Origin of the sequence: Staphylococcus edaphicus (genome assembly GCF_002614725.1) — a bacterium.
GTDB lineage: Bacteria > Bacillota > Bacilli > Staphylococcales > Staphylococcaceae > Staphylococcus > Staphylococcus edaphicus.
This window is the reverse complement of sequence record NZ_MRZN01000005.1, coordinates 65366-82047: the sequence shown is the minus strand read 5'-3', so window position 1 is coordinate 82047 and position 16682 is coordinate 65366. Positions and strand designations below refer to the sequence as shown.

The 16682-nt window shown below is 29.1% G+C and carries 19 protein-coding genes and 3 pseudogenes; 5 read left to right on the top strand and 17 right to left on the bottom strand.

The genetic code is table 11. The features are described from left to right. Window positions 1–23 precede the first annotated feature (23 nt). The 12 genes and pseudogenes from BTJ66_RS04940 to BTJ66_RS13625 all read right to left on the bottom strand — a co-directional run bounded on the left by BTJ66_RS04940 (window position 24) and on the right by BTJ66_RS13625 (window position 9480). Complete coding sequence (locus BTJ66_RS04940; RefSeq protein WP_099089858.1) at window positions 24–905, bottom strand: mechanosensitive ion channel family protein; 882 nt, start codon at window positions 903–905, stop codon at window positions 24–26. A 736-nt stretch (window positions 906–1641) separates the two neighbouring features. Continuing rightward, window positions 1642–1929, bottom strand: coding sequence for a hypothetical protein (locus tag BTJ66_RS04935; RefSeq protein ID WP_099089857.1), 288 nt, complete (start codon window positions 1927–1929; stop codon window positions 1642–1644). A gap of 3 nt (window positions 1930–1932) precedes the next feature. Continuing rightward, window positions 1933–2259, bottom strand: a complete 327-nt coding sequence (locus tag BTJ66_RS04930) for a hypothetical protein (protein ID WP_099089905.1) — start codon at window positions 2257–2259, stop codon at window positions 1933–1935. Continuing rightward, window positions 2259–3623 carry a hypothetical protein gene (locus BTJ66_RS04925; protein ID WP_099089856.1) on the bottom strand — a complete coding sequence of 455 codons (1365 nt, stop codon included), beginning with the start codon at window positions 3621–3623 and terminating at the stop codon, window positions 2259–2261. The genes BTJ66_RS04930 and BTJ66_RS04925 overlap by 1 nt, the downstream gene beginning before the upstream one ends. 2 nt (window positions 3624–3625) lie before the next feature. Further along, on the bottom strand, window positions 3626–4405 hold the full coding sequence (locus BTJ66_RS04920) for a tandem-type lipoprotein (RefSeq protein WP_099089855.1): 780 nt from the start codon (window positions 4403–4405) through the stop codon (window positions 3626–3628). 350 nt (window positions 4406–4755) lie between these two features. Then, window positions 4756–5055: pseudogene (locus tag BTJ66_RS04915) on the bottom strand (hypothetical protein); the annotation flags it as partial. Between the two features lies 1 nt (window position 5056). Then, a complete protein-coding gene (locus BTJ66_RS04910) occupies window positions 5057–5815 on the bottom strand; it encodes a tandem-type lipoprotein (protein ID WP_099089853.1) in 759 nt (252 codons plus the stop codon). Between the two features lie 556 nt (window positions 5816–6371). Continuing rightward, window positions 6372–6947, bottom strand: a complete 576-nt coding sequence (locus BTJ66_RS04905) for a hypothetical protein (protein ID WP_238597590.1) — start codon at window positions 6945–6947, stop codon at window positions 6372–6374. 187 nt (window positions 6948–7134) lie between these two features. Beyond that, window positions 7135–7627, bottom strand: a pseudogene (locus BTJ66_RS04900) (tandem-type lipoprotein); the annotation flags it as partial. 328 nt (window positions 7628–7955) lie between these two features. Then, complete coding sequence (locus BTJ66_RS13800) at window positions 7956–8294, bottom strand: hypothetical protein (protein WP_238597589.1); 339 nt, start codon at window positions 8292–8294, stop codon at window positions 7956–7958. Window positions 8295–8355: 61 nt separating this feature from the next. After that, entirely contained in the window at window positions 8356–8991 is a 636-nt protein-coding gene (locus BTJ66_RS13795; RefSeq protein WP_238597588.1) for a hypothetical protein, read from the bottom strand. A gap of 156 nt (window positions 8992–9147) precedes the next feature. Next, window positions 9148–9480 (bottom strand): hypothetical protein, encoded by a 333-nt coding sequence (locus BTJ66_RS13625; protein ID WP_099089850.1) that lies wholly within the window; start codon window positions 9478–9480, stop codon window positions 9148–9150. 100 nt (window positions 9481–9580) lie between these two features. Here BTJ66_RS13625 and BTJ66_RS04880 point away from each other — a divergent pair, with 100 nt between their 5' ends. After that, entirely contained in the window at window positions 9581–9910 is a 330-nt protein-coding gene (locus BTJ66_RS04880; RefSeq protein WP_338014376.1) for a DUF1433 domain-containing protein, read from the top strand. Beyond that, a pseudogene (locus BTJ66_RS04875) lies at window positions 9900–10303 on the top strand (DUF1433 domain-containing protein). Before BTJ66_RS04880 ends, BTJ66_RS04875 begins: the two are co-directional and overlap by 11 nt. 105 nt (window positions 10304–10408) lie before the next feature. Here BTJ66_RS04875 and BTJ66_RS04870 read toward each other — a convergent pair. From BTJ66_RS04870 to BTJ66_RS04845, 5 genes are all read right to left on the bottom strand, one after another. Continuing rightward, window positions 10409–11170, bottom strand: coding sequence for a helix-turn-helix transcriptional regulator (locus BTJ66_RS04870; protein WP_238597587.1), 762 nt, complete (start codon window positions 11168–11170; stop codon window positions 10409–10411). Between the two features lie 126 nt (window positions 11171–11296). Then, window positions 11297–12460 carry a DUF418 domain-containing protein gene (locus BTJ66_RS04865; protein ID WP_099089848.1) on the bottom strand — a complete coding sequence of 388 codons (1164 nt, stop codon included), beginning with the start codon at window positions 12458–12460 and terminating at the stop codon, window positions 11297–11299. A gap of 270 nt (window positions 12461–12730) precedes the next feature. Beyond that, window positions 12731–13684, bottom strand: coding sequence for a hypothetical protein (locus BTJ66_RS13790; protein WP_238597586.1), 954 nt, complete (start codon window positions 13682–13684; stop codon window positions 12731–12733). Continuing rightward, window positions 13684–15198 (bottom strand): protein kinase domain-containing protein, encoded by a 1515-nt coding sequence (locus BTJ66_RS04850; RefSeq protein WP_099089847.1) that lies wholly within the window; start codon window positions 15196–15198, stop codon window positions 13684–13686. The genes BTJ66_RS13790 and BTJ66_RS04850 overlap by 1 nt, the downstream gene beginning before the upstream one ends. 17 nt (window positions 15199–15215) lie before the next feature. Then, on the bottom strand, window positions 15216–15788 hold the full coding sequence (locus BTJ66_RS04845; RefSeq protein WP_099089846.1) for a hypothetical protein: 573 nt from the start codon (window positions 15786–15788) through the stop codon (window positions 15216–15218). Between the two features lie 55 nt (window positions 15789–15843). Between BTJ66_RS04845 and BTJ66_RS04840 the strand changes: the two genes are divergently transcribed. From BTJ66_RS04840 to BTJ66_RS13560, 3 genes are read left to right on the top strand one after another with little or no spacing between them, the layout of a single operon-like run. Further along, entirely contained in the window at window positions 15844–16125 is a 282-nt protein-coding gene (locus BTJ66_RS04840) for a hypothetical protein (protein WP_099089845.1), read from the top strand. 18 nt (window positions 16126–16143) lie between these two features. Next, a complete protein-coding gene (locus BTJ66_RS04835) occupies window positions 16144–16446 on the top strand; it encodes a hypothetical protein (RefSeq protein ID WP_099089844.1) in 303 nt (100 codons plus the stop codon). Between the two features lie 5 nt (window positions 16447–16451). Continuing rightward, window positions 16452–16628, top strand: coding sequence for a hypothetical protein (locus BTJ66_RS13560; protein WP_161940542.1), 177 nt, complete (start codon window positions 16452–16454; stop codon window positions 16626–16628). Window positions 16629–16682 lie beyond the last annotated feature (54 nt).

Sequence of the window (16682 nt, the reverse complement as noted above, 5' to 3'; positions counted from 1 at the left end):
TTTCTTTATTTATAATTTCAATATTATTCAACTTGTGGTTCTTCAAATTTTGCCAGCGTTGGTTTTGGTGTAGCAATACCTTCATCATTAAAATAGTTTAGAACTTCTTTACGCAATAGTCTTTGCCCCGGAAAATGCATACCCGGCTTTACATGCGCTAATAGTTTAATAATCATTTGATTGCCATCGATGCTGTCTAATCCTAATAAATCAGGTGCTGCGACAAATGAGTCATATTTATCTTTGAGTGTTGGTAAAAACTCTAATAATTTTTTCTCAATCATTTCATAATCCTCTGACGGAGAAACGGGTATCATCACAAGTGGTGATACATCTGTTGCAGAATAATTGACTATTTCACTGATTGTTCCATTGGGTAAAGTGTATATTTCACCTGTATCTGATTGTATACGTGTAGACCTTAAACCAATCGTTTTAACTGTCCCCTCTGCAATCGTTACACCAGAAGCATTTATTTGCACATAATCGCTCACATCAAATTGTCCTTCAAATATAATAAAGAAACCAGTTATGATATCTTTGACAATTGTTTGTGCACCAAAGCCGACTGCTAGACCGACTACACCCGCTCCGGCTAAAATCGCTGATACACTTATCCCAAAGCGTGAAAGAATTGAAGTGAGCACGATAAACCATACAACATAACTAATTAAATTTTGAACAAGTGTAGATAACGTCTCACTCCGCTTAATTTTATAATGTGTTTTTTTCTTTGCATTTACTTTAAAGAATTTCGTCACTAATTTCTTCGCGATGGTAATCACAATAATACCCATCAAAATATATGCCAAAATAATTAATATATTGACTAAGAGCGCTTGATAAAATTCAACCTGTGTAAGTGGTTCTATCAACTTCATAAAAAATTGCTTCAATTGATTCATATTGTATTTCCTCCATTCTTAGCTCGTAATACGGTTGTGTTACAATACATCAAATAGTAGTGATTTATTAAGAAATTGTTTTTCCCATTACAAAAGTTATCATACTTTAATTGTTATCTAAACCCTTTGAGGTTTTAGCCAACGCACACCAACGTAAAATGCCATTTTCATTTCAATATGCTGTCTAAAAGCAGATAACTAGTGCACTTATTTTATCCGCCATTATTACTCTCCTTTAGCTTAACTTTGTTATAGACCCTAGGACTAAATAAAGCATATTGATAAAATAAATTTATAACGGCTGTACTCTATTAACGGTTGGTGATTTATATCCTCAATTGTTACTTTTAGGGATAAAAAAGAGCACAGATACCGCTTATAATTATAAACGCCTACACCATAATTAAAGGAGAGGTATCTGTACTTAATAATAGGCTATATCGAAGCCCTTGAATTTGAAACCACAAATATTTATTTTCATTGTATACGTACTTTATTTAATAATGCAGTCAAAATTTTACTGGTTCTAATAATTCTATGATTTCACCGTTTGGACCTTCACGATTACATATAATTACCGAACACCTCTAACTTAAATTACGAACTATAATCCTAAGTTTCCCACTAATTTTCTAGTGAGTTGGTTAATCTTATTATAAATTATATTAATAACCTTTTTTATTCCTTTATACACTTCTGTGAAAGACAATCATGATACAATGTTAAAGTTGACTTTCTAATCCACAATACTCTTTAAACTTTCTCCTATCTTATCCAATTCAGACATTGCACTGTCAACCCAATCCCCTTTAGCTGATTTTTTAAACCCACTTCTAAATGTGTTACAATGACTGATTGTTTGTTCAATAAGCATTTCTTCTTCGTTTTTCATTTTGTTTTCATGGTCATGATGCCGCTTGTTATGTTCTGGTGCAATGACATTTGTAATACGTTTTTTTTCCATCATTTTTTTCAGTTCACTTACAGCTGATTCATCAAGTGCGACTGGGTTTGTCATTAACATAACTTAATCACCATCCTCTATTTGCTCAGATTGCTTTAGATATTCTTTTCTTAGTTCATCTTTGTAATTTTCTAATTTTATCTCGTTTTGTCTAAGTTGTTGATTGACTTCATGCTCGTATTCTTCTATATTGTTTAGCATTCTGCCACTCGCTTCATTACTGTAATTCATTTTTTCTTTTAAATGTATGAGCAAATCATAGCTCTGCTCATTTTCTCTTCGTATTCGATGCCTTAGTTCATTCAATTTTTGTAATGCTTGATCTACTTGCTTTTTTTCTGCGTCATATACATCTTCTAATTCATTAAGTTGCTTATATTCAGAAAGCATCATGCTAAATCTCCAATTTGACTTGCGAGCGATTGATCTTTCGCAATAATTTCATTGATACTCGTCTTAATTTTTGAAACATAAGTATCGTATTGTGATGATACATTCGTAAGTTGTGTTAATTTATGAGAAATTTTACTATGTGGCATCGTTACTAATTTGTTTTCATTAACACTTCCCGCATTAAGGGCGTCTAAGACTTCTCCATTAGAAAGATGTTTTCCCATCGCCCTTCCAGACTCCTGGGCGTCTTCCCAATTTTTTTCAAACAACTTTTCCATATCAGCGTACATCTTTCGCAACTGTTGCATCTCTTCTTCTACCATTTGACTTAGACTTTCAGCAATCGAAAGCGCTGTCAAAAATTCTAATAATTTTTGTTGAGATGACGATAATGCACCACCACTTGCTTGCACCATATTCGCTTTCACTGTATCAATTTGTTGTAGTTTATTTGACGCCTGCTTTTTCGCAGCCACAAAGGATTTATTGTTGGCATCTTGATATCCCTTTGGCTTATCTAATACTGCTTTGATTTCACTTTGCTCGCGTTTCCCTAAAAATCCGAGCATTGCATGCCCTTTACCATTTTTAATTACCATTTCATTTCCTGCAGATACATATTCAGTCTTTTTTATAATGCCATTTAATTCATCCTTATCAGAAACAATTCTTAATATGTTGCCATCATAACTTTTAATAAATGACTCTATATATGCATCTTTTTCTTTATCAGGAAGACTAGATACTGGTCCCTTTATAAATCCTCTGATATCTTTAACCGTTAATGGCGCAGGATTATAAACAACCACATTGTCAATATCATTACTAGCACCTATGATAATCGCATCACGGCCCCCCAAAGAGTGACCTGTGATCGTATCTATATCATAGTCTTTTTTAATATCCTTGATAAATTGTTGTGTGTTTTTAAAATGCGCATCTTTATCCGTAACAGTATTTAATCCAATGTTTGCATCTGCACCAAAATCTAGCATTGAGCCTCTTGCATCTATTGCCTCTTGTTTATCCTTAATAAAATTAAAGGGGTTAAGCGTATTTTTTAATTGATCCCCATGTACATTTGTCCCTGCCATTCCGACAGTCACTTTTCCTGTATCTTGATTTAAAAAAGCAGTTGATGTGGTGCCTGTATTAGGATCCATGTAACTATCGACATACTCAAGATTTGTAGGGAACTTATTATTTCTTTTTAAATTACTGATTTGTCTATTAATTTTTGTACTATTTAAGTTATTACTATTTGCATTTTCGATTTCATAACTAATATTCGAAATTGAACTAGTTTCTTCTGAATAATTAGTTAAATTTTTCGATTTTATTTGATATTCATTTTGCTTCATATTTAATCATCCTTGCTCGGGTTAAAGTTAACGCTATCAGTAAAATAAATATTCTCATCTTGGTTTTGAACAAAAGTAAATTCTAAATCTTTATAACCTAACGATGAACCTTTTAAATCACCAGTTCCTTTTAACAATAATTTAGGTGCCTGCTTGGTTGGAATATCATATCTCTTTCTTAATTGTTTTACATTGTAATCACCATTGTCTAAATCATACTCTGCCGCATAGCTAGGTACATTGGGATTATATGAAATATCTTCATTTTTATAATTATTTAAATCTTTAAAATTTGCATATTGTAAAAAGAACTTAAAATTATCTATCTCATTTTTTAGTTTTTCATCATTTATTTTTTCGATAGGAATTATTTCATTATTTTTCATTTTTACCGGATATTTTTTTTCAGTATCATGTGGTCTCCCCTTACTATCTTCTATTGTTTCACTTACAAAAAAGTATCCTTTAGTCGTTCGACTATTCCTATTCATATATAAAACCATACCTCTTGATTTCATATTCTTTCCTTTTGGTTGATTGACCATTTCAGAGTTAAGTGTCCAAGTTCCTTTGTCATCTTTGTCAAATTCTTCATCTCGATAACCTTCTTTATCATATAAGTCCTCAAGATTTTTGATTGGATACATACTTAATGTTTTCTCAAAACTCTTTTTAATTTTTTCTTCTTTATTATCTTCTTTTGTCATAATTCCACATCCCCCAATAAAAATCGTTAAAATTAAGAAACTTGCAAATAATGTTAACCTTCTTGAATGTTTCATATTTTCACATCTTTCTATTTATCGTAAATTTTTAAACACTATATAAACGAAAATCTTAATTACTTTACTTATTACTCTTTTATATTACCAAACAATATATATTTAATCCATTTAAGTTATAAATAACTTTTTATTTTATGCATTATAATTAGTATTTATAAAAATGCATCATTTATGATACGAATTACTTTGATAGTGATATGCTAAAAAACACCAAAATATAGTTGAATTTATTTTGGTGTCAATTTTATGATTTAGTTTTTTAGTATTAAATAGCCTGAGTTTTGTAACGGTCCTCGTACGACTACAGTCTTTGCTTATCCTTATTAAATTGGAAGGATATCCGTATTTTTTAATTGGTCGATATGAACATTTGTCCCTGCCATTCCCACAGTCACTTTTCCTGTATCTTGATTTAAAAAAGCCGTTGATGTCGTGTCTGTATTAGGGTCAGTATAGCTATCTACATACTCAAGATTTGAAGGGAATTGATTAGTTTCTTTTAAATTTTCCATTTGATCATTTACATCAGATTTAGTCAAATCATTATCATTCGCATTTTCTATATCATAACTTATCATTGAAATAGCTGTCGTTCTCTCTGTTTCATCAGTCATATTATTAGAATTTATTTGATAATTGGTTACCATTTTATTCTCCTTTACTTGGCTCAAATTTTATAAAATCAGAGAACATTATATTTTCTTCTTTATTTTGACTAAAGATATATTCGATTTTTTTATATCCAATAGAATTGTTATCTAATTCTCCTATTGATTTCATTTTTAAAGTTGGTGCCTTTTTTGTCGGGATATTGTAAAAATCTCTTATTTTTTTAACGTTATCATCACTATTCTCTAATTGATATTTAGCTTCATAACTAGGTACATTAGGATTACTTGAAATTTTACCATCTTTATATTTTTCTATATGTTTAAAATTTGCATACTGACTAAAAAACTTAAAATTCTCTATTTCTTTTTCTAAATTCTTGTCAGAAACACTTTGCTTTAAAACAATTTTATTATTTTTTAATTCGATAGGATAAGTTTCTTTTTCAAGTTTCTCATCTTCATCATACTTATTAATATAAAATTTTCCTGTTGCTTTTTTATTATTTCTATTTAAAAAAAGTACCATACCTCTTGTCTCAAGATTTTGATTTTTATTACGCACTGTCATATAGTTTTGTAGTGTCCATGTCCCTTTATCACCTTTCTCAAATTCTTCATCTCTATAACCTTCTTTATCATACAGATCTTCAAGGTTTTTGATTGGATACATATTTAATGATTTCTCAAAACTCTTTTTAATTTTTTCTTCTTTATTATCTTCTTTTGTCATAATTCCACATCCCCCAATAAAAATTGTTAAAGCTAACAAAATTACAAACAAAGCTAAATGTTTCATATTTTCACATCTCTCTATTTATCGTAAATTTTTAAACACCATATAAATGAAAATCTTAATTACTTTACTTATTACCCTTTATATTGCCAAACAATATATATTTAATACATTTAATATTTAGATGTATCTTTGTCTTACACATCACAAAGAATTTATTCAAAGTTACGTTGTGGTTTCTACTTTATAGCGTATGCACATAGTTACAACTTAGAATTTTTGAAGAAAATAATTATCAATAACTTCATATTTAGATACTTTTTCATTATCGTGCGGTTTTCCTAACTATCTTTTGTTATTTCGCTTACATAAAAATATACTTCATCATCGAATGTATAGCTTCAAGAATTGTGATAGTATACATATCTACTGATATTTGTTGGTATTTTAAAAAAATCTCATTTTATATGACCTTGGTTTAGTAACCGAATTGACCATACTACGTTAATATTCAAACCATGCACTACTTTTAATTCAATACCTTAAAATTGTTTATCTCTTTAATTATAAATTACAAAACGAATAAAAAAAGAGCACCCATGAATGAGCGCTCAAACTATTATTCCTCAATTGTATTAACTGCTGTTTCAGCATTATCACTATTTTTATTCGCAACTTTCTTCATAACAATTAACATTATTGAAAGTGCTGATAATACTATATAAGCAATACCACCTGCTTGTTTTTTTATCAAACTACCGTGATAGTAGCCCACACCACCTTCATCTGTATAAATTTTCGTATTGTGATCAATAATTAAACCTAGTCCCCACCAAATTGATAAACTAATCATAATACAGAAAATGTATATTTTAAACACATGCCATTTCTTTTTATGTGTAAATAGTGGTAGTAAACACAGAGCATGTGGAATGAAAAGTATCAATCCTGCAATGCCCACAGTGAATATGATAATCCAAAAAAGCCCACTAGCTAATAAATAATAACTAATAATCTGATCTAAACCAACCGTAGCAAATATGAAAAACATAATAGAAATAGCATATTTAAATTTTTCACTCACTTTATTAACCTTTAAAACAAATTTATTAATTGATTGATTGCTTTTTAGAATACTCATCACTATACATTCAATAACTGCCCAAATAATTCCAGCTATTATTAATAAACTCATAATGGGATGCATCGATAAAAACTCCATAAGATTCACCTGCTTGTCTCTATTTTAAAAAGCTGTGATTACATTAAATCGTTCTATTTTTCGTAAAGTTGGTTATTCAATTTATTATATATATTAATTTTGATGTTTTGGAAATAATAGCATTTCTTATCTTTATTTCGTGTGCACTTTGAACTCATATTTAATGGCCCTCACTTGGTTTATAGTCTAAACTGTCAGAAAAATATATGTTCTCTTTAGGTTTTTCGATAAAAGTAAATTCAATATCTTTAGACCCAATAGAAGAACCTTTTAAGTCACCTGTACCTTTTAACAATAATTTAGGTGGTTGTTGGGTAGGAATATCGTATCTCTTTCTTAATTGTTTTACATTATAATCACTATTTTCTAAATCATACTCTGCTGAATAGCTAGGAACTTTTGGATTGGTTGCTATATTTCCATTTTTATAATCTTTTAAAGAGTTGAAATTTGCATATTGAGAAAAAACTTGAATTCTTCTATTTCCTTCTTCACATTAAAATTTTCAATTCTTTCAGTTGGAATGATTTTATTATTTTCCATTTTTATAGGGCATTTTTTTGAGTATTTTGACTAACCCCTTTACTATCCGTAGATATTTTATTAATTATATAATTTCCTTTTGATGTCCTTGTATTTCGATTTACTTGCAAACAAAACTATTTTTTTTGAATGTTTCATATTTTCACATCTCTCTATTTATAGTAAATTTGTAAACACTATATAAATCAAAATCTTAAACACTTTACATATTACTCTTTTATATTACCAAACAATATATATTTAATCCATTTAAGATATAACTTTATTTTAGTTTTGCGCTTTATAATTGTCCTTAAAAAACCGCATCATTTATGATACGCTTCTGCTTATCGGGGAGTAATGCGGTTTTATAAATGTTAAATTGATATTTCACTTACTTCAATTAATATAAAAGATGGTATAAAAAGCGCTATACCTAATATTATAGGTATAACGCCATTACCATGAGTATAACTTACAGCTGTCGACACATTCTTTTACATTTTCGGAATCATCGAGAACTTTAGAATGATAATTAGCAGTTGTTTCCACCATCGCATCACCAGTTTTACCTTCGAAACCATATATGAGTGTGCCTTTTAGATTGAAAATCTCTTTAACTAAGCCGTCTATTTCTTCTGGACATTCATTGATTAGTTCTTTTTCATTCTCAATCATATTTTTTAATTCATCTTTCATATTATGTTTAAGCATTTGTAATTCTGCAAGTTCTTTACCTCTTTTTGCAGTTTCTTCTATTAGTTTCTTGCCACCTTCTACGATATCCAATTTCCTCACTCCTTGAACATGTGATACATTTCGCTTAATTCTTTGTCGCGACTTTCCATTTTTCGACCGGCTACAACGATTTTTTCAGCGAATGTTTCGAGTTGCTTCTTATGACTATGTAGTGTACTGATTGTGGTTTCGAATTTATCTGATCAAAGAAATCATAATGACCAGATTTAGTTAACTCATCCATATAATTCTCAATATCTGAAGGGTGAATATACTTATAACCACCACTTGATACTTGTTCAACATATTTATCTTCAATTTGTCTTGCTTTACGTTTTGAGCTTTCCATATATCTTTCAAGATTTGAAATTACAGCATCAATTACAGTTATCTTAGCTCTAAGTCTTTCAGCAATCTTTTCAGCTTCTTTTGAATCGACTTTTATTTTTACGCTGCCCCCACTAAAACCAAAAAGGCTTAAGCCATGTGCATGAGCTGGATTAAACGAATCAAAGGGATCAGTACGCTCAACATCTTCAACAAAGATATCTAGTCCAATCGTTTTAGATGCAAGGCGGGACATGCCAATCGCATCAGAAGTGTGAGTGTAATCGATGATTTTCTTGTCATATTTTTCAGCATTGTAATCATTTTTGATTTCATCTGGTAATATACTATAACCATTTGGCGCTGAAAAAGTACGTGTTTGATCAAAGTTATGCATGACGGCCATTACTGCAGCAATCGTTCCACCCAAACTATGACCGCTACCATAAACGTTCTTATAGTTCCCTTTTTCTAATACAGCTTTTGTCCAGGCATTCGCTTCATCAAATTGTGAATTTTTCGCAGTATTTTCAGGAAATTTTCCGGGGATTTCTTTAACAGATAAGTCACTATACTGCCCATGATGTTAAACTTTTTTAGGATTGGTTTCAACTTGTTTATTCGAAATTCCAGATAATCCCAATTGAACATCAGTACCTAAATCAGCAGGTTCTTTAGGATTTGTGCCCGCATAAGCAAAATAAACGGTATCATTATCCACCTTACCATCTTTCCCAATCGGCGAAACGGCCATAGCTTGAAAACCATTCCCTTTGTCTACACGTGAGGCTTGAACTTTGAAATTTTGTTTTGAATTACTTTTGAAATTTACCGAAAATGTTTTTTCGTTAATAGGGCTATCATAAACTCTATCTGATAGTTTATAATATGTATTATCACTATTTTGTAATTTTTCCATAATATCACCTCGAAGGAATGATTTTTTGAATAAAAAAGTATTGTGCACATTAATTATATTTATAAGTATAATATTAATAGTTGGAGGCGTCTATTTAAAAATGGAATATGATGAAAAGAAAGAGTCAGAAGCAAAATATTATGATGAACAAGAAAAAAAAATAACCTTATTTTTAAAATATAATATGAAAGATTTTAGAGGTATTAAATTCACTGAACATAAAAGAAATCAAATGGGAAATTTTGTTTTTAAAGGCTATGTAAATGATGATAAGAACAAAAACTTTACAGCTACAGCATATCATGACGATGATTATCAATTTGAAGGAACAATTGGTTGGAGTGAAGGACTAAGTGAACTTGAGAAGGTAGACTTGAAATCTGTATCTGAAATAAAAAAAGAAGAAAAAAATAAAAAAGATGAAAATTAAATATACATTAATAGCATTATTAGTAATTACGATTATAGTTTTCGGTATATACTTTAAAATTCAGTATGACAATAAAAAAGAAGCAGAGGAAAAGTATTATAACGAACAAAAAGAAAGAATCACCCTTTATATGAAACATAATGTGAAAGATTATAAAACCATTGAATTTACAGAAATTAAAAAAATCCAATGGATGGGTATGATATAAGCGGTTATATTAACAATGATAAGAAATTGTCATTTAGTGTTGGTATAAGATCTACCGAAAATTTTCAATTTAATGCAAACATAGCTTATTCAGATGAATTAGATGGTAAATTTGTAAAAAATACAAAAACGGTGTCACAAATAAAGAAAGAGAAAGAGCAAGAACATAAACAAGATGAAAATTAAGTGTTTGATTTATTAATTTAAGAAAAGTTTAGCTCACCTAAATAGGTGGGTTGTTTTACGCGTCAATTTAGTTCAGTTTATTCCTATTTTGTTTTTTCGTTAAAATCACAAAAATGTGATAACTACGCCTATTTCTGACATATTCCTAAATGAGAAAATGATCTCATTTTCCATAATTGGTAATAAATTAACCATGAAATAGCTGTCTACTGAGAAGTCTTCAAGCTGTTCAAACGTTTCATCAGTTAATGTGAGACTTTCTATTCTATCCACTCTAAATGTTCGAACATCATCTCTAAGATGGCAATATGCGACTAAATACCATTTGTTTTTCCAGTAAATAATTCTGTACGGATCCACCTGCCTGTCATTTGATGTGTCATCGCTTCTTTTCCAATATGAAATAATGACAGAATTTCTATTAACTATGCAACATTCTAATGCTTCTAAATGGCTATATGAAGGATATATGTTATTTTGCTTAATTACTTCAAGACTAGACGTATGTTTCTCTATTTCACTTTCTTGATCCATGTTCGAATGGTTTCTTAACTTTCTAATAGCACTATTTAACGAATTTCCACCATAATAACCCGCTTCTTCTGCAAAATTTGCTGCATGACATAGAGCTATTTGTTCCTCAGAATTAAAAAACAGGGGCGCTTCTATAAAATCATTTAACAATGTATATCCACCATTATGTCCAGTATCTGAAATGATGGGCACGCCACTTTTTGAAAGTGTATCCATATAGCGATACACAGTTCTGATATTCATTTCTAGCTTGTCTGAAATTTCCCTGGCAGTAACTTTCTTATCTGAACTAAGCATCCATAGAATCGCAAGTACATTATCTAATTTAGCCATAGGAAGCACCTCTTTAAAGGAAAAATGTGATACTAAAAACCTAGAGAATATATCATATTAATGTGTAACACTGATTAAATCAGTTTTCTACTTAACTTAACATTTTTACTATATTTATTAATGATTTCATGGTTTAAATTTCAAATATGTAAATACTCTTAATATATACTCAAGCGGCCCGTATCTAAAGTGTTTTTGATACCAAAACGCAATCATCACTTGAATAAAATACAATGTTATAAATGTAATGAAACTAAAGGATAATGTATCTGTACCAAAATAGCCTAAACCAAAGCTATAGAAAATACTCACACCTATTACACTTTGCAATATATAAAACGTTAATGACATTCTCCCTAAACTTTCAAGTCCTCTAAAAATCAGATGATTATCAAACTTTTGATATAAATACTTAAATAATGCAACATATCCCATTGCAAGTAGAAATCCAAATATATAAGTTAAATTTTCTGCTAGACCTTTATCTTCTATCCATAAATATGATGATTTTAAGATAAGAGAAATTGGTATTAAATAAATAAATAATTCAGACGACCAAAAGTCTTTAGCATCTTTTTCAAACCATTTACTTTTGGAAAGAAAAATGCCTATTCCAAAGAAAGTCGCTTCCATTATAAACACTGCTAAAAATATAAAACCAATCGATTCACCAAACATACCTTTTAATTGTTTGAAAAACGGATCCTTAAGCTCCCCAGCAGCATTGTTTATTTCGTTATAACTTCCATTTTGGTAAATGTCTTTCACTTTTTCAACATAATTTTCTTGTTTGTGTTTATTTTCTGGCAATTCACTGTTATCAAAGAAGGTCGTTGACAATAATGCAACAAATAATAATATCGCTATAATTGTAACCCATTTAAAGAAACCTTTATTTAATGATATAAATGGTAATACAAGTAACATTGAAATAGCGTAACCACTTAATATATCTCCCTCCCAAATGAAAGCAGCATGTAAAATACCGATAGTTAATATAAATACTGCTCGTCTAAAAAGTTTAATTCTTGGTCGCTTAATATCTTTATTTTTCATAGATTGGTATAACTTATCTAATGAAAAGCCAAATAGTAGTGCAAAGATAGGCATAAAGCTACTTTCAATAAATATTTTTATAAAATGAAAGATACCTAAATTAAATGTACTTAAATGATAATATTCTATATACGATTTACCCGAAAGTCCGTATTGAAAAATAAGTAAATTTGCTAAAAAAATCCCTAATAAACTGAATCCTCTTAAGGAATCTGCTACCCTTATTCTCTCCATTCTGTCACCCCGAAGTAAATGATAACACACTAAATAGTTGTATATTACTTAAATTCCAAAAAAGTATATACCCATAAAAATTATAACTTTAGTAGCATAATAATTAAAGAATCAACAATGTTAATTTTTCATTATCAAAAGATTTATAACTAACATTTCCTAATTTATTTAACATCAAATCTGCTCCTTTTATAAAAAATAAATTACATACAATCTATTTTTTAGTTTTATTTGTGATACGCTTCTGCGTATCGGTTGATGATGAGGTTTTTACGGAAATTCTAAATTTAAAAACCATTGTTCTAACTCATTAATTATTTCATCAATACTAACTTCTATAATATTTTCATTTCTATTACCTCTACTATTATCATATTTAAAACGATTGTTTTTTAAATCAACTTTATTTATTTCGTGAGCAAGGGCATCTCTCAATTTAGTATGAGGCATTTCTGGTATATCTGTATTGTAAAATTTTTTTACTAGTCCTTTTCTACCTTTTCTTGTACGTATATTTCCACTTATATACTGTTGAATAATTTTTTCATACGCTTTATCTATTAAATTTTCATCCCTTTCAGGTAAATTAGAAACAATTAATGAACTAACATAGCTCTCCGATAAAACAAATATTGTTAACATCAATGATTTTTTTACTAACTCGTCCTCTTCATTTAAAATTTTAGATTTAATTTTATCTATTTCATTTTTATACTCATTAAAATTTATTTGTTTAATAAAATAAAGATCTTCATCCATTTCTAGTGGCCAGTATTTAGATGATTCTGCCATTCCTTCATCATACTCGTAATGTAGACCTTGAGGAATTCCGTACTTTTCAAATAATTCTGTTATTGAACTCTTCAACCTATCCACTGTAGGGATTTGAACCTCATAATCCATAATTGAATTTATAAAATCCTCTGTACTAACTTCTTCATCTTCCTTTATAATAATTGCTTCATCACAAATAGCTTCGTATAATTCTTCTTCACTATTTTGTATAATCTTTAAAATTTCATAAAATTCAAACGGATTTATAGAACTCCCAAATGGTATGTCTATCCCTAATAAACTCATTACTTCTTCAACTTGGAAATCTTCGTAATCATCTAAACTAGGCCAATCTATATATCCACCAAACACAAAACCATCTTTACTTGATTCTATATCATCATATGGTTCTAAAATCTCTTTTAGGTTTTCTAAAAAGATATTGTCCATTATTTATCTCCTTTTAAAATATCCTCGATTATTGGTTCAATTCCAATAGATATAATATCTTTAATTAATCTTTGAGCATGATATCTGTTAACAGAATATGCTATCTCATTGAGAATAATCGCTGCAATTTCTTTTACTCTAAATGAAAATCTATCCTTCAAGATTTCATCCATAAAATCTGAGAATGGATCATAGTCTTCAAACTGTTTACATGTAGTTTTATACTCATTATTAATATTTTGTATTACTCCTTCTGAATAACTCTCTTTCTTCTTCATGAAGGCTATTATTGAATGCCTAACCTTAAAATTCGATGATAATACTATCTGGCAAATTTCATTTTCAGAAAGAGATGCATAATAAATTTCTATTTCATCGTCAAAAATACCTTGACCAATCTTATTCTTAATTTCTGAATTTTTATTTTTATCATTATGATATTTTAATACCTTTTCAAAATGATTTAATAAATCTTGAGCATTTTCATGTCGATATTCTGAACTCTCGTGTGTAGACTTTTCACTCACAGTTCTAAAAATATGTGAAATTTTGTTAGGGCTTTTAGTCATAATAAAATTAATAATTCTTCCCAAAGAAAAAACATCACTTCTCTTACTACTATCTTTGAGGCCAAGTAATTGTTCTGGTGCACAATAAAATAATTGACCCACTGCATTAGTATTTAGCGTCTGCTTGGAATACAAAACATTTAAATCTTTACCTAAGCCAAAGTCTGCAACCTTTATATTCCCATTAGTGAAAAATATATTTGTAGGGCTTAAATCTCTATGAATTATACCTTTTTCATGTACATTAGAAATTGTATAAAGTATTAGTCTAATTATTTTAATTTTAATTTCTAAATCTACTTCATAATTATTAATATAATGCTCTAATGTCATATCGGCTTTTTCCATTGAATATGATAGACGACTATTATCAAACTCGTATACATCAATAATTAACTCCATTGATGATAAGGACTTTGTAATATCAAACTCTCTTTTAAACCTACTACATATTGATTTATCACTATAATACTCACTTCTTAACTTTTTTATGATAAGACCAGTTGATTTCTGTAGATAAATATCAGCGTAGCCGCCACTTGTTAAATATGTTAAATCCTTATCCCTTTCCATTAGTATAAATTTATCATCCTTATATACTAAATAATAACCGTCATATTGTAACAATTCATTAAAGTACAACAAAGCATCATTAGATTTTTGCACTGCCTCTACTTCACTAAGGTGTAATTCTGTTTGGATATAACGAATACTTAAAATAACAGTAAAGAATTCATCTAATTTTTTTGTCTGTAACAACTGCTGTAATATATCAACAACATACCTCCACCTTGATGGAAAAGGGTTTTTGTATGTGTCCTTTCTATTAAAGTACTGATTAAAAAAACGCACTAAATCTGAACCTGTTTTATACTCATAAATGCTATTTTCATCGTCCCCGCTAAATACATTTGCAATTGTTTTAAGCATCTCTTCAGTTATCATAGTTATATCACCTCTAATTAATTATATCCTATAAGATTCAAAGGCTTATATTTGATAGCTCTATTAAACCTATTTCTATCTTGATCATTAAAGTCGCGACCTTTCAACCACCTTAACCTTAGCTCACTTCTTAATAAATTATAATATGAAAAAAGCGAGTCTTTCCTATATCTATTTTCATTTATAGAGTCTAAATACGGTATTCGATTTTCGTCCTCTAATACACATTGAGAAATCTCTTCTTCTAAAATAGCTTCATTTACCCACTTTTCTATTTCATTCATAGTCGCATTTATTACATAATTAACATCTAATACAAATAACTTAATGTCTTTATACTTACTTATATTATCAATACTTGCTCTCAATATTTTTAATCTAATCCATGGAAATTCAACGTTCGATAATTCCATACCTACTTCTCCTAATATTGTTTCCAACTTCTGATTACTAATATCTTTCGCTAATTTTTTCAATTCATGAGTAAGTCGCAATAATTCATTATAAAGTACAAATGAAAAATCAAGTTCTAAATAAAGTAACGAACGTAAACAATCAAAATCAGAATCGTAGTAATCTATTTCATCCATAAAATATTCATATAATGACTATCCGACCGAATACAAAAACAAAGTTCGTGTTCATATGCGCATTGAAAATTTAAAAAATAAAGATAATCCACTTAAGCCAAATGAAACATTCAAACTAATTACTGATGGTAAAGAAGCTAAAATGGTAGAGTTTGCGAATGATAAAGGATACATCGAAAGCACATCCTTTAGTCCAAGAATGACAGTATCCTTAGACATTATTTATAAGATAAAAGGTAATCCTAAGTCCTATAAATTACAGATTCGTGACAAGAAACTTCTAAAAGACAAAGTGTATGAATACGACATTACCCCCGATATTAGTAAGGTTAATTAAATTATTAGGAGAGATGAAATGAGTAATTATAAAGAAAAACTAAATAAAAAATTAAAAGATTCTCAAAAGTATATTAAAGATAATGATATGAAAGATGCCTCTCGAAGTAAATTAAAGCAATTCTTCTATGGTATTAAAAATGGTAAAAGATTACCAACCATGATTGCTTCCTTTCTACTTATGTTAATCTTTTGGGTACCTATAATGTATGGAAGTATGACACTAAGTATTTTTACAGGTCAAGATGGCATGTCTAATAAAGAGCTTAATGGCTTACAAGATAGACTAGATGACAGATATGAAAAAATGTTTGGAGAGTGATTAAAATGACATTAACAAAAGGTATTATATTAATATTAATACAATTATTTTGTGTGTTTTTAGCTATACAAGTTGGCTTAGCATCCGGTGGATTTTCATTTATAGTAATTTTAATTTTAGCATTTATACTATTTTCAATTATATATTTAGCATTCTTACATCCGTTTTGGAATAAAGGATGATTAAGATGGCTACTAACACCAAAAAGAGCATCCCTAATTTTCAGATAAGGGTGC